Below are 24,879 nucleotides of genomic sequence, written 5' to 3' on the forward strand. Positions count from 1 at the left end.
AAGGCCCTCCTTATTGTACAATTGGGAACACCAGTCTTTGATTTTTCGGTAAATACATGGTTTCCCTGTTTACTGTTCGAAACTCAACTTCAATATCCGGTACACCACCGTTGTGGTGAATATTACTAAGCACTTCCTGTAAACTTAAATAACCCATATTAAATTCATTCTGAAAAACAATAGAATTAATCACTCCATAATCAAGATTATGTACGATTTTACTCGTACTGCCAATTCCATAAACTTCTAAAGAGGTTGCAGTACCTTGAACAGCATCGATAACCTCCTCTAAACTCATATCATCCAATGCAACTATCACATCCACCGGGTCTTCTTTTATCATTCTCTTCAGATACTCAGCAGGATCATCATCCTTTGCCAGTTCCCAGCCAGTTATTTTATTTTCCGTATATTTAAAGCTATCCATGAACCCCTGATATCTTTCATAAACACTGCTGCGCTGCATCTTTTTAACATAAACTGCAACTTTACTATTCTTTTTACTATTAAGATAAACAGATCTTCCAATATTCAATCCCATACTGTAATTATCTGCAGAAATGTAGATAATATTATCCACATCATCAGCCTTGGTTTCAACCATAATGACCGGCACTTTCAGTGAAGCTTCCTGAATAGTTTCCGCCATATTCCTACTGTCTGTAACTGCTATAATAATACCCTTGGAGCCATTTTCAATTTCCCGCTCCAACAATAGTGTCTGTTCCTTTGCATCAGTTTCAGAAGACATCAGGCAGAAATTCACTTCTGCCCCAAAATCCTCTGTGGCCTGATCAATCCCCTGCTTTAAAGTCGTCCACCGGTCACTGTTGCTTCCATATACAATTACAGATATCCTTGTTCTTGTTTCTTTTTTATTGGTATCATTGATATATAAATATGTACTGATAAACAATAATCCGAACAAACAGAACAGAAGTGCCATTACCATGACGAATTTCTTATTTTTAATCATGAGTCTTCCTCCCCATTCAGAGTATTCCCATTATACTTAACACGGGGCAGATGTATATGAACCGTTGTACCTTCATCCAGTTCACTGTCAATCAAAAGTCCATATTTCGGACCAAAATAAAGCTGAATCCTCTGATGAACATTACTTAACCCAATACCGGATCCTTTCTTGTGAACCCGTGTGTTATCCCTTAATATTAAATTTATTTCTTCCTCCGGCATACCAAGACCATTGTCTATGACATCAATATAGATATCTTCGTCTTTTAAGTAACCTTTAATTGTTATCTCTCCTTCACCGTCCATGTATTCCACTCCATGATAGATTGCGTTCTCCAATAAGGGCTGCACAATCAGCTTAATGGTACTGCATTCATAAATCTCTGAAGCAATATCTATTTTTACTTGAAAACGGTTTTTATAGCGGATTTTCTGAATATATAAGTAATTCTGTGCATGTTCAATTTCTTCCTGTATGGTTATAATATTCTTGCCCTTACTAAGACTAATTCGAAAAAGGCTTGCCAATGCGGTAACCATAGAAATTGCCTCCTGGTACCTTTCACTTTCCACCATCCATACGATGGAATCTAATGTATTATAAAGGAAATGTGGGTTGATCTGAGCTTGGAGTGATTCGAATTCACTCTTTCTCTTCTTCTCTTGTTCTATAACAATTTCTTTCATTAACTCATGCATCTGTAATACAACAGAAGTAATGGTCCTGCCCAGATGCTGAATCTCGTATGAGCCACCGATATATATATTTAAGTCCAGCTTACCATATTCCAGATCTTTTACGGAGTCGTCCAGTTTTTTTAGCGGATTACTAATCAGATAGGATACAAACTGAATCGCAAAGGTAATAAGAAAGATGGTTAGTGCAATAATCATTCCGGTAAAAAATTTCATCTGATTATAACTCATATAAAATTCTTTTGCCGGTGTGACATTCACGATTTTCCATCCGGTATAACCAACCGTTCTTACAGTAACAATTCGTTCCTCATCTTCAAAATCTTCTTCATGTGTACCATCTTTATAGGTGGCAGCAACTTTATTATTTTCATGGAGCAAGCTGGAGTTTATAAGATTCTGTTTCGGGTGATAAATAATCTCACCATTACTGTCTATTAAATATACATAGCCTGAATTATTAGAATTCACCTTGGCAAATATCTGCTCTATACCGCTATAATTCATATCTACCAGCAGAATACCCCTGTTAATATTACCATTGTAAGTTAGTTCAACCACCCTGCTAAGTGAAATGACCCAATGATAATTAAAGCTGCTGTCATGAAAAAGATTTTGAACATGGGGTGTAGAAAAGTGCAGATTTTCTATCTCCTGATTGGCTTTGACAAACCAGTTCTGCTTAGTCACATGAAGATTTTTCTTAAGATTGTTAATTGGTGTAGCTGCTACTAAAGAGCCGTTACTACGAAAACAGACGATACTTACCAGATTATCCTTATTCGCTTCATAAAGAAGATTCATTTCTTTATCCAAACTCTCGTTAGACAAATCTATCTTTTTAATCACACTATAATACATTGCATTGGAAATTCTCATCATATTCCTAAGGTATATATTTAAATTCAGATTAACCTGCTCAATTACCTGTTTATTATTCCCTATGATAATTTCCTTTGTGGAAGAAATAAAGCGGGAATAAATTATAGTGCCCATAAAGCCCATACCAGTTAACGCTACTAAGGTAAAGGAAATGGATAGCGTAAACTGAATGCTTTTATGCCTATAATAATGCACTGCTCTTTGCAGGAGTTTGATAATTTTTGCTTTCATGATTTGTTAACCTTTCATATCTCTAACCGAAATACCTATTTGTTCTGCTTTCATGCTTCAATTCCTTTTCATTGAGTATAAATTTATTTAGCGGAATATTTTTTACGATAATTAGAAGGTGAGACACCATATTGCTTTTTGAAAACATAACTAAAATAATTCGGTTCCATATATCCAACCATTGTGGAAATATTATAGGTTTTCTCATCCGTTGTGTTTAACAATTGCAGAGCTTTATCCAACCGTACTTTGGTAAGGTAATTAACAAAACTCATACCCATTTCTCTCTTAAAGAGAGTTGAGAAATAGGTGGCACTGACATTCAAGTAATTGCATAAGGTATCCACTGACAAATCACTATTTTGATAATGCTGGTCAATATATTCTACTGCCTTTTCAATCAGTAATTTGGCAGAATCAATTCGCTCCCTGCGGATACTCCCTCTTACTTTCATGCAGATATCTATCAGCCATTGTTTAAGTGCTTCGGAAGATTTAAATTGATAAATCTTATCATTGAAATTAAAGTCCATTCCAAACACCTTGTCCATGTCTATTTGATAGGTACGGCCAAGTTTATATATTTCTGTAACCATTTCCATTAAGGATATCTGGAAAAGTTGAAATGAAATGGCAGTTTTTTTAATATATCCAATCAGCTCCTGAATGGCTTTTTCTAAATGTTCCACTTCTCCTAATTTAATCTCCCGTAGTATGTTCTCCGTATAACTGCTGTCCCAGATATTCCCGTCATTTACCTGTGCCTCCACGTCCTGAATGTAGATCACCTGGTTCGGTTCAAATAGAATGCGGTAATCAATGGCATTTTGGGCACTTTGGTAAGAACGGCTTAATTCCATTAAATCACTACAGATAAAACCTATTCCCGCTGAAGTATTATTCTCAAGGATACGAAATGCACTTTTACAAATTTGATCCATAGTATGTATGAAATCATTACTTTGTTTTAAATCTGTAAGTAATGCTATAACAACTACTGACTCCAGATAAATACAGCTATAAAACTCACAGCAGGAGGATAGATTCTCATCTACGATCTGTTTTAATGATACTGTTATAAATCCCTCTGTCTCAAGAATATCTGCATTTTTTTTGGAGGATTTATCGATGTTAACAATTCCCGTCATGTAATATGGATAATTCAGATTTAATTCATAAGAATTCATTAATTCAACAAGTCGTTGTTTGGATAACCTTCCTTCCAGCAGACCAATCAGAAATTGTTCTTTCATTACCGGTAGACTTTCTAAGTAATATTTACGCAACTGTTCTATATCACGTTTCCTATTAATTTCATTATCCAGTTTTACTTTAATTCTGGCAAATACCGCTTTTAATTTAGCCGCATTTATTGGCTTTAAGATATACTCTTCTACTTCTAATTTAATTGCTTCTTGGGCATATTCAAATTCATCAAATCCAGAAAAAACAATAATCTTAATATCTTTAGAAATCTGTTTCAATTTATTTGATAGAGTTAGGCCATCCATAAATGGCATTTTAATATCTGTCATTACAACATCCGGACGTAAACGCTCTGCAAGTTCCAAAGCATCTTCTCCATTGTCCGCAGCTCCGATTACCTGAAAGCCGATGGCTTCCCAATCTAATTTATTAATAATCGCCTGACGAACTTCTTCTTCATCATCAACCAGAATAACGGTGTATCGCTTCATGTCCTGTCTCCTTTAAATACTTAATTAGCCTGATATATTACCGTTAGTTTATTTTAAAAAGAATACTTCGAGACAGCATAACTTGTACCATATAATACAAATACAAAATAAGGCATCTTAGTTTTGCTATTCTTTAAAAGTATACAAAATACATTATATTCTTTTAAGATTGTTATACATTTTGTCCATAATCCATTATACCACAATCTTCCATATATGACACTTTAAAATTTTAAATTTTATGTACTGCAAAATAAAGGGATGTATAATCACTGTAATAGAACCCTAGTAATTATAATCCCTTTTTCCTTATCAAAATTATTTCTTAGCCAAATATTTTCTTAAGTCAAGGGCAACTGCAATGATAATTACCAGACCCTGAACGATATAGGTATAGGATGATTCTACACCTAAGAACTGAAGAGAAATCTTTAATAATTCAAACACAAGTACACCAATTAAGATACCGGATACCTTACCAACACCACCATTGGTTGATACACCACCGATGGTACAGGCAGCAATTGCTTCCAATTCATAGCCTCCACCCATTTGGACTGATGTTCCACCAGCCTTTGCCGCTAACAAGATACCAGCCAGTCCATAAAGAACAGCCGCTAAAGTGTAAATTTTAATCTTAACTCTGCTTGTATTAACACCTGCAACTTCAGCTGCACTTTCATTTCCACCAATTGCATACATATATTTGCCATGTCGGGTCTTATTGTATAAAATCCACATTAAAGCTCCACAAACAACCGCAAATATTAATAAATAAGGAATTTTGAATATACTACCTTGTGCAATTCTGGTATAATCCTTTCGTAAACTACCTATTGGTTTAGATCCGGTATAAACAAGGCAGATACCATAGACTAGTGTCTGCATTCCTAAGGTTGTAATAAATGGTGGAACCTTAAGGAATGATATAATAGCACCGTTCATAAAACCAAATACACCACAAATTGCTAGTGTTAATGCAAATACCAATAAGATATTCTGATCTGAAAGATTCGGATATACTTTACCTGAAGCATCTGAACTTTGTAATAAGCTAGCTGCAATACATGCACCAAGTCCAACAATACGGCCGGCTGACAAGTCGGTGCCCTTAGTAATTAAGCATCCACTGACACCTAAAGCAATAATAAAACGTGGAGCTGTATTTACTGCCAGATTTTTAAAGTTATCCATGGATAAAAAATTATCTGTTTTAATACCTACAAATATAATAATCATTAATATTATAATTATAATCGCATTATTTTGAACGAAACTAGATATTGCTTTTTTATTTATCTTCGATGATTTTTGCATTTTTTACCCTCCTTATGCAAATTTAGTAGCTAAACTCATGATATTCTCTTGGGTAGCATCTTCTTTTGAAACTTCGCCGCTTACTTTTCCGTTACACATAACTAATACTCTGTCTGACATTCCAATAAGCTCAGGAAGTTCGGATGAAATCATAATAATGCTCTTCCCCTGCTTAGCAAGATCTGCAATTATTGTATAAATTTCATATTTTGCACCAACATCGATACCACGAGTAGGCTCATCTAAGATAAATATATCAGGGTCATTGGCCAGCCAGCGGGAGATAATTACTTTCTGCTGATTACCACCGGAAAGTGTTTGTATCTTTGTTTTACTGCTTGGCGTTTTAATACTTAATTTTTTGACATTTTCCTGCACCAGATTTTCTACTTTCCGTTCATTCAAAAATCCAAGTTTTACATATTTATCCAAGGAGGCTACTGATATATTTTCAGCTATGGATAAAACTCCAAAGATGCCAGTTGCCCGTCTATCCTCTGTTAAAAGGGCGATACCTTGCTTTATGGCATCATGTGGACGTTTAATCTTAAGTTCTTTCCCTTTGTATGTAATCGTACCTTTCTTAATACCTCTGATACCAAAGACAGCTTCGAAAAGTTCCGAGCGCTGGGCACCAACCAGTCCCCCAATTCCTAACACTTCTCCCTTTCGTAACTGAAAGCTTACATCTTTAAAAGACTTCTCAGATATTGATGTCAATCCTTTCACTTCAAGTACTACTTCCTCGGGTATATTGCTTTTCGGCGGATAGAGGTTTTTCAACTCACGACCCACCATCTTAGTTACTATCATATCAATGGTTAATTCCTTTGCTTCCCAGGTACCAATATATTGTCCATCCCGCATTATAGTGACATCATCAGAAATGCTGAGGATTTCATCCATTTTATGTGATATATATATAATAGAAATTCCTTTTTTTCGTAGTGAGTTTATAATTTCAAATAAATTGTCCACTTCGTTCTGTGTTAAAGAGGACGTAGGTTCATCCATAATAATTATTTTAGCATTGGCAGAAACTGCTTTTGCAATTTCTATAGCCTGCATTTGTGAAACAGATAATGTAGAAAGTTTCACCTTTGGATCAAAATTCATTTTTACTTCTTTTAGCAATCGTTCCGTATCTTCATACATTCTTTTATGATCTATAAATAGGCCATGCTTTAAAGGGAACCTTCCACAATAAATATTCTCAGCAACACTCCGTTCCATAATTGGTTGCAATTCCTGATGAACCATGGCTATACCCTTGGTTAATGCATCATATGGATTCGCAATATGTATCGGTTTACCTTCAATAATGATTTCTCCCTCATCTTTGGAATAAATTCCAAACAAACATTTCATTAAAGTAGACTTTCCGGCACCATTTTCGCCTACAAGAGCATGAACAGTACCCGGTCTGACTTTTAATGTTACATGATCAAGTGCTTTAACACCTGGGAAGCTTTTACTTATACCATTCATCTCCAACAAATACTCTGACATTGGTTCAACCTCCTATTCCAACGTATTAATGGAATTTTTCCAACGTTTCAATGGATTTTTTTCCATATAGCAATGGAATTTATGTCTTGTCTTTTATTACAATAATGGACTGTCCAAAACGCATCGTAGAAATTTTGTTATTGACGTTTTGTAACAGCCCATTAAAAATTTGGATTATATTATTACTTTGTTACTTTTACGTAGTCAACTGTATAATTCTTATCTAATGCTTCGCCGTTAACAGCTTTAATAGCTACTACAGCAGCAGTATGAGCCTGACCATTGTGGTCATTCAAAACGGTACCGGTAATTTCACCTGATTGAACACAAGCTACTACTTCATCAAGAGCATCAACACCTACTAAGTAAATGTCCTCACCAACTTTTCTTCCAGCAGATTCAATTGCCTGACGGGCACCTAGTGCCATAGCGTCATTGTTACAGAATACAACTTCAATTGCATCACCATACTGTGTTAAAGCTGCTGCTACGATTTCCTGACCTTTTGCCTGATCCCAGTCGCCACGTTGAGCAACTAATTCTTCTACCTCTATACCTTTATCTGTAAGTGCTTTCACAGAGAACTCAGTTCTATATTGTGCATCAACGTTCTCAGGATCTCCAATTACCATTACGTAGCTAACTTTACCATCACCATTCAGATCACCATGGTCTTTTAAATCATAAATGATTTCGCCCTGCATTGTGCCGGACTGTCTTGCATCTGCACCAACATATGCAACTTTATCCCAAAGATCTAAGTCTTCAGCGGTAGGCTCACGGTTAATGAATATAACAGGGATATTAGCATCTTTACACATATTAATTACTGTGGAAGCTGACGATGATTGTACTAAGTTAGCAATAATTACATCATACTTATCAGCAATGAATGTCTGAATTTGATTTGTCTGTTCAGCCTGATCATTTTTACCATCAACTACTGTTACTTCATATGTAACTTCGTCATTACTTAATTCTTCTTTAAAATATCTTTCTAGTTCTTCTCTGTATAGAGTCATGAAGTTGTCATCGAATTTGTAGATTGTAATACCAACTTTAACTGTCTTTGATCCAGTAGCAGGATCGTCTTTTGTAGTATCGTCTTTTGTATCGTCTTTCGCATCGTTGTCTTTTGCAGTATCGTCTGTTGTAGTATTACCTGAGTCAGTTGGTTTCTCTTTTTTTCCCCCGCAACCTGCCAATAGTGTAGTTAACATAACTAAACTAAGAAGTAAAACTAAAAACTTTTTCATTACTTATCCTCCTTCATTGAAGTATAGACTTTGTTTTCCGCAATAAAATTACGGTACGTTTTTAATTACAATAAAATAATAACAAATTAAATTTTTAAAATACATACGATTTTCTTCTATCTACCATAGAATTTATTAACTATTTATATTTTTCCTGTAGTTTTATTTGTTTTATTGTGCATCTTTTAATGAATAATCCACTTCATTATATTATGCTTAGCAATATTTTATAAATAGTTATATTTAAGTTGCCGCCAAGTGGTAATTTAGGGTATAAAAAAAGTCATAGTACCTTGCTATGACTTTTTAATAACATATTCAATTTAATTTTTTAACCCTTAATTTAATATTTTTCCTTCCTTTATCCTTGGAAGATCTTGCTATTGATAATATTCCCCCCAGTGTTATTCCAAACACAATACACCATATTGCTATATTCATATTATCCCCCCAATTCTTATCTTTAGAACTTATTATACCATACTATATTTACATATACAGTATTTATTATATTCTGAAATTATATCAAAAAATATAAATGAACCACATCCCATCCCCTACACACTATGAGGTAATCTTTCCACAAGCTTTATATAATGTGTCATAATTGTCTCTGACTGTTCATCATAAGTAAGACAATATGTAAAATTATATTTTTAGGTTTTATATATACAACAAAAAATGCTTTAAACCATATATTTTACAAGGTTCAAAGCACTTCTAAATGTTATTAATCTTTTAAAATGGAGCTGAGGGGAATCGAACCCCTGTCCGAAAGCCCATTCATTGCAGCATCTCCCATTACAGTCAATCATTTGACATTCCCTCCATCAATCGCCGGTTGACAGGCTATTGACTTTAGTAGCTTCATAAATTCTTTTATCTACTCAAAGCTTTGTAGACAAAGTGCCTTGCTAATTTGATGCCGAGATCTTAAGCCGCAAGTTGCTTAAGTTCGACAGCTGCCACTAGGCAGCGTACGCTAAATTTTCGTCTGCGTTTATATTTATTTCTAAGTTGTTGACGCGGTCCTAGTCCGCGAATGGCTTCCGCAACTTCAAAACCCCCGTCGAAACCAGTACAACCCCGTATAGTTACGGATGAATACTGCCGCTGCTATTTCATAGGCAGTAGATACTTGGCTTGCAGACGTGTATCTCAGTTACAAATTAAGTATAACCGAAATTTGTGTCTAAAATGTGACGTTTTAATAAATATTTATTTTTTTCTATTTCGTTTAAAATTAACTTTAGATAAACGTATTCCTCTAGGCAAATCTTTTCCTTTTTCCATTGCTTTATACGCTTTATCCAGAAGATATTTCTTGTAATCCTCTGTATAGTCTTCGTCATATTCAAATATGTATTCTTTATCATAAATGTTTAAAGCTATTTTTAATAAGGAACCTCCCTTATTACAATAATCCTCCACGCAGTGGCTGATTATCATCTTATATTCATCATATGTCATTATTACTCCTCCTGACTGGTTAATTCTCTATAAGAACAAAAAGATATATGTGCTAGTTTTTACAAAAAACTAGCAGGCGTACCCCATAGGATATAACGCCTACCTTACTTTTCATTATATGATGGATTTGTATATTTTATTCCAATATTTTGTAATTTTTATATAAAATTTATTATTTTTTTTATAAATACCATTATGATAGGATTTAATTTAACAGCTTTATTATAAAATTCTTTCATCCCATAGATTTAAGCTTTGTATCAATATTTTTCATCATTCATATCTTAGCAATATAATAAAATAAAGGATTTTATAAATGGACGGTAACCCCAATACAGCCCAACCACTTTATACTTCTGATGACTTAAGGAATTTATTAAGACAGCTTTTAAGCGAGCAAAGTCTTTGGACTAGATTCTTGATTATCAGTATAATATCTGGATTGGGAGATATAGAAGTTATAACCGATCGATTATACAAAAATGCCATCGATATTGGAAATTTATTTCGTCTATATTATGGCGATGCCATAGGAAATGAAATTGAAAATAGCCTGCGTAATTACTATTCCCTTATAATAACTCTTATTAATGCTTATAAAACAACGGTTTTTACTACTCCCTCTACTACCGACTATACACTGATTCATCAAGCAAACACTCCATTATGTGCTGCTGCCGGGCAATTTTCAATATTACTTTCCAGTATAAACCCTTATTGGAATCAAGAAACATTAGAAAATATTTTTAAGAATACCATAGATATGCTTAACGATGAAATATACAAACGAAGAACCAATCAATATTATGCAGATGTTATTCAATATGATTTTATTGAATACTACTCTTTTATGACAGCAGATATTCTATGGAACGGCTTTATTAATCAATTTTACCATTAGATGAATTTTTATCGACAACCGTCTGAATCCTATCACTTCTCTTATTATTCGACATATAATAAAATTATAATACTATATTTTTAATATATGTATTAATTAACTTGTTTTTATACAGCATATCATTATTTTTGTTGAATATATAGTTGTATTTTGGCAGACGGGAGTTGATATCATGAAGGGTATTAAAAAATTCAAAAATGAAACCTGTTTTAAATTAAAAGTTGAGTTGTCAATTAGGAAAGGCGAAGAAGTTGGTTGTACATTTAAAAAAGAAGAGTTCTGTTTAAAGCCTTTTGAAGCAAGAACTATTGAGTTTGGAAATGAATGTAACTTCCTTCTAAATGGAATTCACATTCAAACCATAGATTGTGAACAATGCAGCGAAACCGGATTATTCACTTGTAAATGTCATACCCCTATTGACAAACTACTAAATAAAAATGACCTGTTTAAAATCTTAATTGCTGCTCAATCACTGGTTATTTCAGGCTATTGTGTCAAATGATAAACTTCTAATAAAAATGCCTAGTAGGATGCTTTGCTCTGTAGGTTGTGGGAACTCAGAAAGTGCTCATTAAAGCTTTCATAATGACGTAATTTATGTGTTCAGGGATAACAGGGTGATATGATTAATTTTGCTACCCCAGATGCTTAGCATCTGATACCCTCGTCGGCCGGATTACGCAAAATTAATCATATACACCCTGTTATCCTAATTTAGTTTATGAGAGTCATTATGAAAGGCTGATGAACACTTTCTTAATCAATTTATGTAGTGAAGCAAAGCTGTTATTAGCAAATTTATTTTATAAACTAGTATGAGCTATAGGTATAAATAAAATGTACTTACTTAATTATCTTATAAAGAGATTATTTTTATAGCAATGCTGTACTTAACGAATTATTATTTTTTAATACAAATTATTAATACGCAGCTTTGCTTTAACATATAATTGAACTTTGAAAGGTATCCGTAGGCTTTCATAATGTCTTCAGAAATGTAAATTAGGAAAACAGGTTGTGCGTTTTCTATTTGGCGTAATCCTGCCAAGAAGGTATGTCTAAAAGACATACCCCAGGAGGGTAACCACATGGAAAAAACACAACCTGTTATCCTTAGTAATCATAAACATAGACATTATGAAAGTCTATGAATAACTCTGAAGTTCTTAATAAACACCAGGGCAAAGCATCCTATCGTTTAATAAACTGAATTTAATACAAATTCTTCACTTTGAAATCTTTTTCTGCTTCTCTGCGCTGGTCTTTCTTGGCTATGTCTTCACGTTTATCGTATAGTTTTTTACCTCTTGCCAAACCAATTTCTACTTTTACCAGGCTGCCTTTTAGGTATACGGTAAGGGGAACTACTGTGTAGCCTTTTTGGGCTATTTTACCCATTATTTTATTTATTTCATAATTATGAAGTAATAATTTTTTAATACGTAAAGGATCCTTATTAAATATATTACCTTTTTCATATGGGCTGATGTGCATGTTATATACGTATACTTCCCCATTTTCTATACGGATATAGGCTTCCTTTATACTGCACTTTCCCATACGCAAGGATTTTACCTCGGTACCATGCAGGACAATTCCTGCTTCATAGGTATCTTCAATAAAATAGTCAAACCTTGCTTTTTTATTGTTAGCAATCATTTTAATACTTTCTTTTGACATATATCCTCCCAACAATTAGACTATATACTAATTGCTTATAACAATAATTTATAAACTTTTATACAAAAGCTTTAAACCATTATAAAGTTAATTACATTCCATCTTTTGTTTTTTCTTTATTCTTATTTGTCAATGTTATTATTCTGCTATTATAATTCCGTTTTTTGGTGAGTCATCACTTATTTTCCCGAACCAACTTATGGTTCTTCTAATATTTCTTTCTCTTCTACCAAGGCAAAGTCAATGGTTTTCATAAGCATATCGGTTCCTATAACTTCTACGGTAACCTTTTGACCTAATTTGAAGGTTTTCCTTGTGTGTTCTCCAATCATGGAATAGGTTCCTTCATCATAGATATAATAATCATCTTGTAAATCAACCACTTTAATCATGCCTTCCACCGTATTAGGCAGCTCCACATACATCCCCCAGGAGGTAATTCCGGAGATGACTCCTTCAAAAGTATGGCCTATAAAACCACTCATATACTCTACTTTCTTAAGTTTCTCTACATCACGTTCCGCATCATCAGCACGGCGTTCGGTCAAACTGGTCTGTCTGGCAACGTCAGCTAAGATTTTGTTATAATGTTTGATTCTCTTCTCCCTTAAGCCCCCGCGAAGATTCTCTTTTATGATTCGATGAATTTGTAAATCAGGATATCTTCTGATTGGAGAAGTAAAATGACAATAATACCGGGTAGCCAATCCAAAGTGTCCGTCACTGTCAGTGGTATATTTGGCCCGTTTCATAGAACGCAAGGTTAATCGGCTGATCAATGCTTCTTCTGGTGTTCCATCTATTTTTGCTAATAATTTCTGTAATTCCTTCGGATGTATTTCATCTTGCCCGATTTTAATATGGTATCCGAAATTGTTAATGAAGATGCCTAATTGCTGAATTTTTTCAGAGTCAGGATTTTCATGACTGCGGTAGAGGAAAGGAAGTTCCTGCCAAAAGAAATTTTCTGCTATGGTTTCATTTGCAAGCAGCATAAAATCTTCAATTATTTTAGTTGCCGTATTCCTTTCATAGGGCTTTATCTCAATTGGATGCCCCTTCTTATCTAGTAGGATTTTACTTTCCGGAAAATCAAAATCTATAGAGCCTCGTTTTCTTCTTTTTTCACGAAGAATATCCGCCAATTCTTTCATTAATAGGAACATAGGAACCAGTTCTTCGTATTCTTTCATTTCTTCTTCATCGTGATCTTCCAAGATTTTCTTTACGCTGGTGTAAGTCATTCTTCTATCTACGTTGATAACGGTTTCTGCTATTTCATGACCAAGGACATTTCCCTTTTCATCAATATCCATAAAGCAACTAAGGGCTAAACGGTCTGTTCCTTGATTTAAAGAACATATACCGTTGGATAATTTATGAGGAAGCATAGGAATTACCCGATCTACCAGGTATACACTGGTTCCTCGTTTCAGGGCTTCTTTATCCATAGGAGAATCTTCCGTAACATAATTGGTAACATCAGCAATATGGACTCCTAACCGATATAGATTCCCTTCCTTGGATATGGTTATGGCATCATCCAAATCTTTAGCATCTTCGCCATCAATGGTAACGGTCTGCAGATGGCGGATATCTTTTCTTCCGGCCATATCCTTGGAATCAATTTCATCAGGAACGGATTCCACCTGCTTCATAACTCCTTCCGGAAATTCAACGGGCAGATCATAAGCCATAATTACTGATAAAATATCTACTCCAGGATCATTCATATGTCCAAGAATTTCAACTATTTTCCCTTCCGGATTCTTCTCCTGATTTCCAAAATCAGTTATCTTAACAACCACCTTATGGCCGGTAACTGCACCTTTTGTATGTTCTATGGGAATAAATATATCTTTACCCAACTTTTGATTATCTGCAATTACAAAGCCGAAGTTCTTGCTTTTTTCAAAGGTTCCAACAATTGTTGCATGTCCCCTCTCAATTATACGAATAATTTCTCCTTCTCTTCTTTTCCCTGTTTTTTCTTCTTTTATACTGACCATTACCTTGTCATTGTGAAGTGCACCTTTTGTACTGTTTTCTGGAATAAATATATCATCTTCCTCCCCTTCCACAATAACAAATCCATAACCTCTCTGGGTGCCGGAGAATATTCCTGTTTTGGTATTCTCTTCTGCTGCCTTATATCTACCTTTTACATCCACCAGTATTTTACCCTCATCTTGTAAAGATAACAGCACTTCTTTTAAATCCTGCTTTTCCGAACGAGGTACCTGCAAAATATTACATAGTTCTTTAAATTTCATAGGCTGGTACTCTTTGCTATTTATAAATTCTAAAAGAATCTTTTTTTTCTCGTTAAGTATGAAACTGTCCATAAAGCCTCCAAATCTTTAAGTTGTTACACTTAAAAATATTCTTAAAATTATAGGTTTATAGTGTAGTATACCATAATTCTCCTATAAATAATACAAATACTTTAGTATATTTTAAACCATTTTAAAAAGAGTTTCCAAAGCCACTCTAAAGTAATCAGTACCATCCGTCACTAAACAGGTGTGATGTTTTTTACTTCCTACTTCACCTCATAAGTGGTTAAAAGCCATTAATAAAAGCACTCCACAATAGTAGAGTGCTTTTTTTGTCTCATATTAAAGTAAATTAAGTATCACAGAAAGAAGAATAAATGCTATAGCAAGAGCTTTTGTAAATTTCTCCAAAGCACCTTCCATAGAACGTCCTTTATTCTTACCCCAGTAGGTTTCAGAGGTACCGCCACCAATAGCACCTAAACCTGCAGATTTGCCCTCTTGCATTAAAACTACGATTACTAATGCGATACAAATCAGAACGTAAACAACTGTTACGATCACTTTTAGTATATCCATCATCACACCTCCTAAAGCTAAAGGTAATTCTACCATACTAAGCCAAAGATTTCAACTACTTTTTGTACAAGTGGAACCATCAGAAAATCCATCAGAAAAAGGTTGTTTTCTGATTATTTTCTTACTAATAAAGACTTTCCTGTCATTTCCCCAGGTTGTTTCAAACCCATCATTTCAATTAAAGTAGGAGCAATATCGGCTAAGCAACCACCTTCTTTTAAGGTATACTCTTTATCATAATTTACTAATATAAAAGGTACGTCATTCGTTGTGTGTGCTGTAAATGGTTCACCGTTGCTGTAATCGATTAATTGTTCAACATTACCGTGGTCTGCACAGATAAACATCTGACCGTCCACGGAAATTAAAGCATCATATGCCATTCCTACACATTTGTCTACTGCTTCCACAGCTTTGACAGCAGCATCCTGAATTCCGGTATGTCCTACCATGTCCGGATTTGCAAAGTTTATAATAATAACATCATATTTTTGAGATGTAATTGCTGTTACAAGATTTTCAGCTACTTCCAACGCACTCATTTCCGGCTGTAAGTCATAAGTTGCAACCTTAGGTGATTTCACCAATATTCTTTCTTCCCCTTCATTAGGAACTTCCACTCCTCCATTAAAGAAGAATGTAACATGGGCATATTTCTCTGTTTCTGCAAGTCTTAACTGTGTTTTATGATTAGCAGCCAAGAATTCTCCAAAAGTGTTTTCAACAGAAACTTTATGGAAAGCAACTATTTTATTTTCAATGGTTACGTCATATTCTGAGAAACATACATATGTTAGTGGGAATCTTCCCTTTTCTCTTTTAAATCCCTCAAATTTATCATCACAGAATGCTCTTGTAATTTCCCTTGCACGGTCAGGTCTGAAGTTGAAAAAGATAATAGAATCATTTTCTTTAATGGTAGCAACAGGCTTTCCATTCTCCATAACAACAGTAGGTTCAACAAATTCATCATTTTTTCCGGCATCATAAGATTGCTGTATTGCATCAACTCCTGTGGATGCTGTTTCGCCTTTGCCTAAAACCATTGCATTATAAGCTTTTTCTACTCTGTCCCATCGGTTATCACGATCCATTACATAGTAACGTCCCATAACAGTAGCAATTTTACCTACTCCCAAAGCTTCCATCTTATCTGTTAATTCCTGGGCAAAGCCTTTTCCTGAAGTAGGAGGTGTATCTCTACCATCTAAGAATGCATGCACATAGATATTGGTTAATCCTTCTTTTTTTGCTAATTCCAATAAAGCATATAAATGAGTGATATGGCTATGAACACCGCCATCTGATAACAATCCATATAAGTGAAGTGAAGAGTTATTTTTCTTACAATTTTTAATAGCTTCTAATAAAGCATCATTTTTGAAAAAATCTCCATCTTGAATTTCTTTTGTAATTCTGGTTAATTCCTGATATACAATTCTGCCTGCACCCATATTCAAGTGGCCTACTTCTGAATTACCCATCTGACCTTCTGGCAGACCTACTGCCATTCCGCTGGCATTACCTCGAACAAAAGGATATTCCTTCATAAGTTTATCCATAACTGGTGTTTTGGCTAATTTAATTGCATTGCCTTCTGTCTTTTCATTTAATCCGTAGCCATCTAATATCATTAAAACCGTTGGTTTTTTACTCATACTCATTACTCCTTTACATTTATATCTTTAGGTATCAAATCATAATAGCATAATATCTTCCATAAGTCAAAATGATTTACAAAAAGAGATTAATACTAATCTCATAAGAATTCTTAATAAAAAACTTCCATAATACCATATACGAAACCATTTACAATGTATTTGGAAACTTATAAATGGAGTTTCGTATAATGAGTTCTTATATAGGGTTATTCACCCTATATAAGATAGGTTGATGTCGTTCTGATATCATTTAATACAATTGAATTTATGTAAGAATCCCTACTAGTTACTTGAGATTCTTCTCCTTTCAGATTCATAACCACTATCAAATTTTAGTTTATTTATAATTTACAATTTTTCCAAAGTCAGGCTTTAAACTTGCTCCGCCTACTAAACCACCATCGATGTCAGGCTGTGCAAATAATTCCGGAGCACTTGATGCAGATACGCTTCCGCCGTATTGAATACGGATTGCTTCTGCAGTAGCTTGATCATATACTTCTGCAATACATTCACGAATTGCTTTACATACTTCTTGGGCTTGCTCTGTTGTAGCTACTTTACCGGTTCCAATTGCCCAGATTGGTTCATAAGCAATAACTGCCTTTTGAGCATCCTCTGCAGATACATTTAAAAATGCAATTTTAATCTGTTGACGGATAAAGTCAATGGTAACACCCTGTTCTCTCTGAGTTAAGGTTTCACCGCAACACACAATTGGAGTTAAACCGTGTTCAAATGCTTTTAATACTTTTTTATTTACTGTTTCATCAGTTTCAGCAAAATATTCTCTTCTTTCAGAATGTCCGATAATAACGAAATTAACACCGACGTCTGTTAGCATATTAGCAGCTATTTCTCCCGTATATGCACCATTTTCTTCATAGTGCATATTTTCAGCACCTATTTGTATGTTAGTACCTTTTACAGCTTCTACTGCTGTTGTAAGTGATATAGCGGGTACACAAAATACAACATCCACATCATTACTTTCTACTAAAGGTTTTAATTCATTAATTAATGTAACTGTTTCACTTGGAGTCTTATTCATTTTCCAGTTACCTGCAATTATCTTTCTACGCATCTTTTCCTCCATTCCTGCGCAGGTTATTTGCGCATCTGATTTTGTGTAAAACGCAATCTGCGTTTTAGAAACTAAGCACAAAGCATTGTGTGAAGATGCCTTTTCTTCACACTTCTTCTTTACAGAATATGTTTTGTATCCAACTTTTTTATCATTGAAACTATATAGAGGTTGTTGCTATTTGTCATATTAAAACAACTTGCAGCAACAACCCTCATTATTCAAAATAGTACAATATTATTTATCATTAGCTGCTGCTACACCAGGAAGTTCTTTACCTTCTAAGAATTCCAGGGAAGCTCCGCCGCCTGTTGAAATATGAGTCATCTTATCGCCGAAACCTAATTGATTTACGGCTGCTGCGGAATCTCCACCGCCAATGATTGTAGTTGCATCAATTTCTGCCAGCGCTTTTGCTACTGCAATAGTACCTTTTGCAAAGTTTGATAATTCGAATACACCCATTGGTCCGTTCCAAACAACAGTTTTAGCATCTTTTATAGCATCTGCATATAATTCTTGTGTTTTTTCACCAATATCAAGACCTTCCCAGTCAGCAGGGATTTCTCCCCGGCCTACTGTCTTGAATTCAGTATCATTGGAGAATTCTTTGGCAATAACGGTATCAACAGGAATTAATAAGTTAACTCCTTTTTGTTTTGCCTTATCCATCATTTCTTTTGCATATTCAAGATAATCCTCTTCTAATAAAGATTTACCTACTTCTTCTCCTAATGCTTTCATGAAGGTATAGGCCATTCCACCCCCAATGATTAAAGTATCAACTTTATCTAATAAATTATTGATAACAGAAATCTTGCTGGATACTTTAGATCCGCCAAGAATAGCAACAAATGGTCTCTTTGGATTATCTACTGCATTTCCTAAGAAATCAATTTCTTTTTGCATTAAATAACCTACAACAGCTGTATCAACAAATTGTGTTACACCAACGTTGGAACAGTGGGCTCTATGAGCAGTACCAAAAGCATCGTTTACGAATACATCACAAAGAGAAGCTAATTCTTTACTGAATTCTTCACCATTCTTTGTTTCTTCTGCTCTGTAACGAGTGTTTTCAAGAAGTACTACTTCTCCTTCTTCCATAGCAGTAACAGCAGCTTTTGCGTTATCACCTACTACAGTACTATCTGCAGCAAATTTAACCGGTTGTCCAAGAAGTTCAGCAAGTCTAACTGCAACCGGTGCCAAAGATAATTCTGGTTTTGGTTCTCCCTTTGGTTTACCTAAATGAGAACAAAGAATAATCTTTCCACCGTCGTTAATTAATTTCTTTATTGTGGGAAGTGCTGCAACAAGACGGTTCTCGTCTGTAATTTTACCTTCCTGCAAAGGTACGTTAAAATCACATCTAACTAAAACTCTTTTTCCTTTTACATTAATATCATCTACTGATTTTTTATTTAGCATATGTGTAGCTCCTTTCAGTACGTTTTAATAAAAAATGAAAGTCCGGTTTTCATAAATAAGTGGGTTCGGTAAACGTTCCCAGACTTATATACAAAGACCGGACCCATAATTGGATCAATATTATGATGTTTTAAGTAAACCTTGTTTACTTTTATTCGTAAAAATTATCTGATTTGCAATATTTAATACAAATTATTCCAATTAGAATTATACCAGATTACTAACTAAGCTAATTCTGCAAAATACTTAATTGTTCTAACCATTTGGCTGGTATATGAATTCTCATTATCATACCATGCAACGGTTTTAACTAATGTTTGACCATTTCCAAGATCAGTTACTCTTGTTTGAGTTGCATCGTATAAGGAACCTTCTGTAATACCAATAACATCGGAAGATACAATTTCTTCTTCTGTATATCCAAAAGATGGACTAGCTGCTGCTTTCATAGCTGCATTAACATCTTCTACTGTTACAGTACCATTAACAACGGATACTAATTCTGTTATAGAACCGGTTGGTACTGGAACTCTTTGTGCTGCTCCGTCTAATTTACCTGCTAATTCAGGAATTACTAAACCAATTGCTTTTGCTGCACCTGTAGAGTTTGGAACGATATTAACAGCTGCTGCACGAGCTCTTCTTAAATCACCTTTTCTATGTGGTCCGTCTAATACCATTTGGTCTCCGGTATATGCATGAATAGTGGTCATGAAACCTTTTTGGATAGGAGCTAATTTATTCAAAGTATTAGCCATAGGAGCTAAACAGTTTGTAGTACAAGAAGCTGCAGAAATAATAGTATCATCAGCTTTTAAGGTGTTTTCATTAACACCAAATACTACTGTAGGAAGATCATTACCAGCTGGAGCTGAAATAACAACTTTCTTTGCACCAGCATCCACATGAGCTTGTGCTTTTGCTTTTGATGTATAGAAGCCTGTACATTCAAGTACTACATCTACACCAATTTGTCCCCAAGGAAGATTCTTTGCATCAGCTTCAGCATAAATTTTAATTTCTTTTCCATCAACAACGATAGATGCTTCTTTTGCCTCAACTGTATGATTTAAATATCTGCCTTGTGCTGAATCATATTTTAATAAGTGTGCTAACATTGCTGGGTTTGTTAAATCGTTAATAGCAACGACTTCATATCCTTCAGCGCCAAACATCTGTCTGAATGCAAGACGTCCAATACGTCCAAAACCATTAATTGCTACTTTTACTGCCATAATTATATTCCTCCTAAATATATATTTATAATAAACTGCCTAATTGCTTCAAGAATAAGTACTTATGCCCAAATATAGATATGAAACAAGACAGTTATTAATCTTTGATAAATTTTTCTCAAACCTCTTATATTTTACCTTTTTTAAGTGTAAAATTCAAGCGGAAAATAGGATTTGCTTTAATATTAATATTAATCACATATTTTTCAGGTTATTATTAAAATATTTGTGCAAAAACACTGTAAAAAAAATCCAATTACGTACAATCCTATACTATGTAATATTATCACCAATTAATAATATGGTTATCCCCACCCTTACTAAAAGATGTTTAGTAAGGGTGTGATACCATATTCTAGAATTACTGAGAAACTATACTATTTATAGTATTTTTAACATCTGCTATTTCCTGCTGGCTAACTTGTTTGGCCGGCTGATAATAATTTTTGCTTTTTGCAATTGTGTATAATTCATATTGGCATGTTTCTGACTGATTTCTCATTTGTTGTAATGTCTGACGTAATTCCTGGTTATCTGTTTGTGTGATCATGTCACTTAAAGATTTAATTCCATTATTAATTGAATTTAAAGCATCTGTTACCATTGCTTGCTCTTGCATAGTAAAATCCTCCTATCTTAAAAATTGTAATAAAGTCTGTTTTTTCTGTGCAGCGGATTGACATTCTTTTTGGAAAAATTGTTTTACGCTTGGATCTTGTGCACTATCTGCATAAGCTTTATATTTTTCCATATCTGTCTCACTGAATAGTAAAAGATGTCTTAAATTCTGTAATTCCATTTCTGTTAGGTTACCCATATTTTTTGTCCTCCTTTTGCTCATTAAAATACAGATAATTGCAGATGATTTTATACATTCAACAGTTATCTAAGAGTATTATTTCAAAGGAGGTATATTATTATTCTTATTTTACTTTTTTATTTGCAGAATGAACTGTTAAATTCATCAGCTTGTTTTATGTTCATAAAATAGCGAATATTTTCTTTTTACTTTGTGATTTATTTACAAATTTTTATATAACTCTTCATATTTCTTAGCCGAATTATTCCATGAAAAATCTTTTGCCATGCCTCTGTCAATTATTTTATTCCATTCACGTTTTTTTGAAAAAAATACTTTTTTTGCATAATTAATAGTGGATAACATTTCATGGGCATTATAATTTTGAAAACTGAAACCCGTTCCTGTCCCTTCAAATTCGTTATAGGGCTGGACAGTATCCTTTAACCCTCCTGTTTCCCTGACGATTGGTACGGTTCCATATCTTAAACTGATTAGCTGACTAAGTCCACATGGCTCAAATAAAGAAGGCATTAAAAATGCATCACAGGCAGCATATATTTTATGGGCTCTTTCATTGGAATAAAAGATATTTGCAGATACTCTTTCCGGGTATTTCCACTGATAATGCCGGAACAAGTTCTCATACTTTTCTTCTCCTGTTCCAAGTATTACAAGCTGTACATCTTTGGCACATATTTCTTCTATACAATAATCTATCAGATCAAAACCCTTTTGGTCTGTCAACCTGGATACAATACCAATCATAAAGACTTTATCATTGATTTCCAGTCCCAATTCCTGCTGCAGCATCCTTTTATTCTTTATCTTTTCTTTTCTAAAATTATTCAAATTATAATTTTTACTAATCATTTCATCGGTTTCCGGATTATATTCTTCATAATCAATACCATTCACAATTCCTTCCAGGGCATTGGATCTTGCATTTATTAACCCATCTAAGCCTTCTCCATAGAAAGGCATTTTAATTTCATCCGAATAAGAATTACTGACGGTGGTAATAAAGTCACTATACACAATACCACCTTTTAAATAATTGGCATCTCCATAAGCCTCCAGTTTATCCGGAGTAAAGTAGTATTCAGAAAGGCCGGTGATATCTTTCACTGTTTTTACATCCCATACCCCCTGAAACTTTAAATTATGTATTGTAAATACTGTTTTGATTTCTTTATAAAAATCTCCCTCTATAAACCTGTCCTTTAAATAAACCGGAAGAAGACCGGTCTGCCAATCATGACAATGTATAATATCCGGCTTAAATCCCACTAACCCAAGAACGGATAAAGAAGCTTTACTAAAGAAAGCAAATTTCTCAACATCCTCATATATATTTCCATAAGGAGTTGGCCCTGCAAAATAATACTCATTGTCAATAAAATAAAAGGTTATTCCATCATAATCCAGTTGGAAAACTCCTACATATTGATTTCTCCAAGCTAAATCCATATAAAAGTGAGTTAGGTACTTCATCTGTGCTTTATGTGATTCCGATAAGGCCATATATTTGGGAAGCATAACACGAACATCAAATTCCTCTTTATTTATGTATTTTGGTAATGAACCAACTACATCAGCCAATCCCCCGGTTTTTATAAATGGAACACATTCTGATGCAACAAAAAGAATATTTTTCATTAAATAGCCATCCTCTCTCTAAAAAAGTTCACTTGGATACCAATATTATACATTAACTTATAATAATATGATAGCAAAAATTGAAGAAAATAAAGTATAGGAAATGTTATAATTTGATTATAATGAATATTAATTAAAATGCCATAATATGATTATAAATGAGTGTAAACTAAATCTTATTCAGTATATTGCCAAATAAAAAGTCATTCTGAAAAGCAGAGGATTTCTAATAATCCTTTCTTACTCAGAATGACATAATTATATTTTTTATATTTGTATTTATGCTCGTAATTTATACTCTAAGCGAATTTTATCTGCAATTAATGCAACAAATTCAGAATTGGTAGGTTTCCCCTTCCCATTACTTACAGTATACCCGAACAATTCATCTATAGTATCCATTTTACCCCTGCTCCAAGCTACTTCGATGGCATGTCTGATTGCTCTTTCAACCCTGCTTGGAGTTGTTTTATGCCGTTTCGCTATGGATGGATATAATAGTTTTGTTATCGAATTCAACATTTCGTTATCATTCACTGACATCATTATGGCATCTCTAAGATACTGATAACCTTTAATATGGGCCGGAACGCCTATCTCATGAATAATATTTGTAACATCGGATTCAAGGTTTCTCTCTCTAAAATTATCTTTGCTTTCATATGTGCTAACTCTATGACTATCAACTAATTTACTATTATGTAAGTCACCTCTGACTTGCTTAATTCTCGAAAGCACCATATTATTATCGAATGGTTTCATAATATAATAGCTGGCACCAAGTTCAAATGCATTCTCAGTAACACCTTCCTGGCCTATTGCTGTAATTACGATAAAAGCTGGAGTTTTCTTAAAAGACTCATCCATTCTTACTTTTTCCATAACTCCCAGCCCATCTAACTTTGGCATAATTAGATCTAAAAGAACAACATCTGGTTTTTTCTCTTTGATTAATTCGAGCGCTTCCATACCATTGGAAGATGTTCCGATCACTTCTATATCAGAGTCACCTTTTAGAATATCTACCAAAAGATTTACGATACGCTCGTTGTCATCTACAATTGCTACGTTAATTTTACCCACTTTAATACCTCCCAATGTTTAAACCTTATTATAACTTATAGAGTGCAAACTTTCTTGCAAAATTCTATTTTTATCTCTAACCTTTACCTTAAAATGGCATTGCATAATTTAGAACTCCCTCAACCTTTAAACTAATGCACCTACAATTTTAAAGTCTTTTGCAAATATGGTAATAATATCTTAACTATCCTCCTTCCATAACATTATTTTCTATTATTTACCACTGCACGTATCATATATTATACCGTAAAAAAGATATTTAGTCAATAATTCCTAAAAAAACTTCCAAAAAATTGAATCATCGACAACATGACTATATATATTTGCAAAATATAGTTAGCTTTACATATTTAGTTTTTATTTCCCACAAATAAAAAACCAAATACAAATTGCAAGTTAAAGCTTACCATATTTGCATTATATACAGTAAATAACATATTATCAAATGTTTCTTA

The 24,879-nt window shown here is 33.9% G+C and carries 21 protein-coding genes and 1 other RNA gene; 2 read left to right on the forward strand and 20 right to left on the reverse strand.

Annotated features, from left to right (window positions below; all coding sequences use genetic code 11):
• Positions 1-10: 10 nt before the first annotated feature.
• The 9 genes from BM183_RS08030 to BM183_RS08065 form a co-directional block, all read right to left on the reverse strand.
• Positions 11-976 carry a substrate-binding domain-containing protein gene (locus BM183_RS08030; protein ID WP_091685950.1) on the reverse strand — a complete coding sequence of 322 codons (966 nt, stop codon included), beginning with the start codon at positions 974-976 and terminating at the stop codon, positions 11-13.
• Positions 973-2,784, reverse strand: coding sequence for a sensor histidine kinase (locus BM183_RS08035; RefSeq protein WP_091685952.1), 1,812 nt, complete (start codon positions 2,782-2,784; stop codon positions 973-975). Before BM183_RS08035 ends, BM183_RS08030 begins: the two co-directional genes overlap by 4 nt.
• Positions 2,785-2,867: 83 nt before the next feature.
• Positions 2,868-4,481: a response regulator gene (locus BM183_RS08040; RefSeq protein ID WP_091685954.1), complete on the reverse strand. Its 1,614-nt coding sequence runs from the start codon at positions 4,479-4,481 to the stop codon at positions 2,868-2,870.
• A 318-nt stretch (positions 4,482-4,799) separates the two neighbouring features.
• Complete coding sequence (locus BM183_RS08045) at positions 4,800-5,798, reverse strand: galactose/methyl galactoside ABC transporter permease MglC (protein ID WP_091685956.1); 999 nt, start codon at positions 5,796-5,798, stop codon at positions 4,800-4,802.
• Between the two features lie 12 nt (positions 5,799-5,810).
• Entirely contained in the window at positions 5,811-7,307 is a 1,497-nt protein-coding gene (locus tag BM183_RS08050) for a sugar ABC transporter ATP-binding protein (protein ID WP_091685958.1), read from the reverse strand.
• Between the two features lie 182 nt (positions 7,308-7,489).
• Positions 7,490-8,563 carry a galactose ABC transporter substrate-binding protein gene (locus tag BM183_RS08055; protein ID WP_091685959.1) on the reverse strand — a complete coding sequence of 358 codons (1,074 nt, stop codon included), beginning with the start codon at positions 8,561-8,563 and terminating at the stop codon, positions 7,490-7,492.
• Positions 8,564-8,881: 318 nt separating this feature from the next.
• A complete protein-coding gene (locus tag BM183_RS21235; RefSeq protein WP_276326324.1) occupies positions 8,882-9,004 on the reverse strand; it encodes a hypothetical protein in 123 nt (40 codons plus the stop codon).
• 300 nt (positions 9,005-9,304) lie between these two features.
• Positions 9,305-9,651, reverse strand: a transfer-messenger RNA (tmRNA) gene (ssrA, locus tag BM183_RS08060).
• 130 nt (positions 9,652-9,781) lie between these two features.
• A complete protein-coding gene (locus BM183_RS08065; protein WP_091685961.1) occupies positions 9,782-10,033 on the reverse strand; it encodes a hypothetical protein in 252 nt (83 codons plus the stop codon).
• A gap of 316 nt (positions 10,034-10,349) precedes the next feature.
• Between BM183_RS08065 and BM183_RS08070 the strand changes: the two genes are divergently transcribed.
• Entirely contained in the window at positions 10,350-10,934 is a 585-nt protein-coding gene (locus BM183_RS08070; protein ID WP_091685963.1) for a hypothetical protein, read from the forward strand.
• A gap of 172 nt (positions 10,935-11,106) precedes the next feature.
• The gene (locus BM183_RS08075; protein ID WP_091685965.1) at positions 11,107-11,439 is read left to right on the forward strand and encodes a hypothetical protein; all 333 of its coding nucleotides are present in this window, start codon (positions 11,107-11,109) and stop codon (positions 11,437-11,439) included.
• A 710-nt stretch (positions 11,440-12,149) separates the two neighbouring features.
• On the opposite strand, the gene smpB is transcribed toward BM183_RS08075, so the two are convergent.
• The 11 genes from smpB to spo0A form a co-directional block, all read right to left on the reverse strand.
• A complete protein-coding gene (gene smpB, locus BM183_RS08080; protein ID WP_091685966.1) occupies positions 12,150-12,617 on the reverse strand; it encodes an SsrA-binding protein SmpB in 468 nt (155 codons plus the stop codon).
• Positions 12,618-12,814: 197 nt separating this feature from the next.
• A complete protein-coding gene (rnr, locus tag BM183_RS08085) occupies positions 12,815-14,962 on the reverse strand; it encodes a ribonuclease R (protein WP_091685968.1) in 2,148 nt (715 codons plus the stop codon).
• A 273-nt stretch (positions 14,963-15,235) separates the two neighbouring features.
• Positions 15,236-15,472: a preprotein translocase subunit SecG gene (secG, locus tag BM183_RS08090; protein ID WP_091685969.1), complete on the reverse strand. Its 237-nt coding sequence runs from the start codon at positions 15,470-15,472 to the stop codon at positions 15,236-15,238.
• Between the two features lie 113 nt (positions 15,473-15,585).
• Complete coding sequence (gpmI, locus tag BM183_RS08095; RefSeq protein ID WP_091685971.1) at positions 15,586-17,130, reverse strand: 2,3-bisphosphoglycerate-independent phosphoglycerate mutase; 1,545 nt, start codon at positions 17,128-17,130, stop codon at positions 15,586-15,588.
• A 340-nt stretch (positions 17,131-17,470) separates the two neighbouring features.
• On the reverse strand, positions 17,471-18,217 hold the full coding sequence (gene tpiA / locus BM183_RS08100) for a triose-phosphate isomerase (RefSeq protein WP_091685973.1): 747 nt from the start codon (positions 18,215-18,217) through the stop codon (positions 17,471-17,473).
• 237 nt (positions 18,218-18,454) lie between these two features.
• Positions 18,455-19,648: a phosphoglycerate kinase gene (locus BM183_RS08105; RefSeq protein ID WP_091685975.1), complete on the reverse strand. Its 1,194-nt coding sequence runs from the start codon at positions 19,646-19,648 to the stop codon at positions 18,455-18,457.
• Between the two features lie 224 nt (positions 19,649-19,872).
• Positions 19,873-20,883 carry a type I glyceraldehyde-3-phosphate dehydrogenase gene (gap, locus tag BM183_RS08110; RefSeq protein ID WP_091685977.1) on the reverse strand — a complete coding sequence of 337 codons (1,011 nt, stop codon included), beginning with the start codon at positions 20,881-20,883 and terminating at the stop codon, positions 19,873-19,875.
• 361 nt (positions 20,884-21,244) lie between these two features.
• Positions 21,245-21,502 carry a spore coat protein gene (locus BM183_RS08115; RefSeq protein ID WP_091685978.1) on the reverse strand — a complete coding sequence of 86 codons (258 nt, stop codon included), beginning with the start codon at positions 21,500-21,502 and terminating at the stop codon, positions 21,245-21,247.
• A 12-nt stretch (positions 21,503-21,514) separates the two neighbouring features.
• Positions 21,515-21,700 carry a hypothetical protein gene (locus BM183_RS08120; protein WP_091685980.1) on the reverse strand — a complete coding sequence of 62 codons (186 nt, stop codon included), beginning with the start codon at positions 21,698-21,700 and terminating at the stop codon, positions 21,515-21,517.
• A gap of 204 nt (positions 21,701-21,904) precedes the next feature.
• Positions 21,905-23,341 (reverse strand): glycogen synthase GlgA, encoded by a 1,437-nt coding sequence (glgA, locus tag BM183_RS08125; protein ID WP_091685981.1) that lies wholly within the window; start codon positions 23,339-23,341, stop codon positions 21,905-21,907.
• A gap of 279 nt (positions 23,342-23,620) precedes the next feature.
• Entirely contained in the window at positions 23,621-24,424 is an 804-nt protein-coding gene (gene spo0A, locus BM183_RS08130) for a sporulation transcription factor Spo0A (protein WP_091685983.1), read from the reverse strand.
• Positions 24,425-24,879: the final 455 nt, after the last annotated feature.

It is taken from the genome of Anaerocolumna aminovalerica, from assembly GCF_900115365.1.
GTDB classification, from domain to species: Bacteria; Bacillota; Clostridia; order Lachnospirales; family Lachnospiraceae; genus Anaerocolumna; species Anaerocolumna aminovalerica.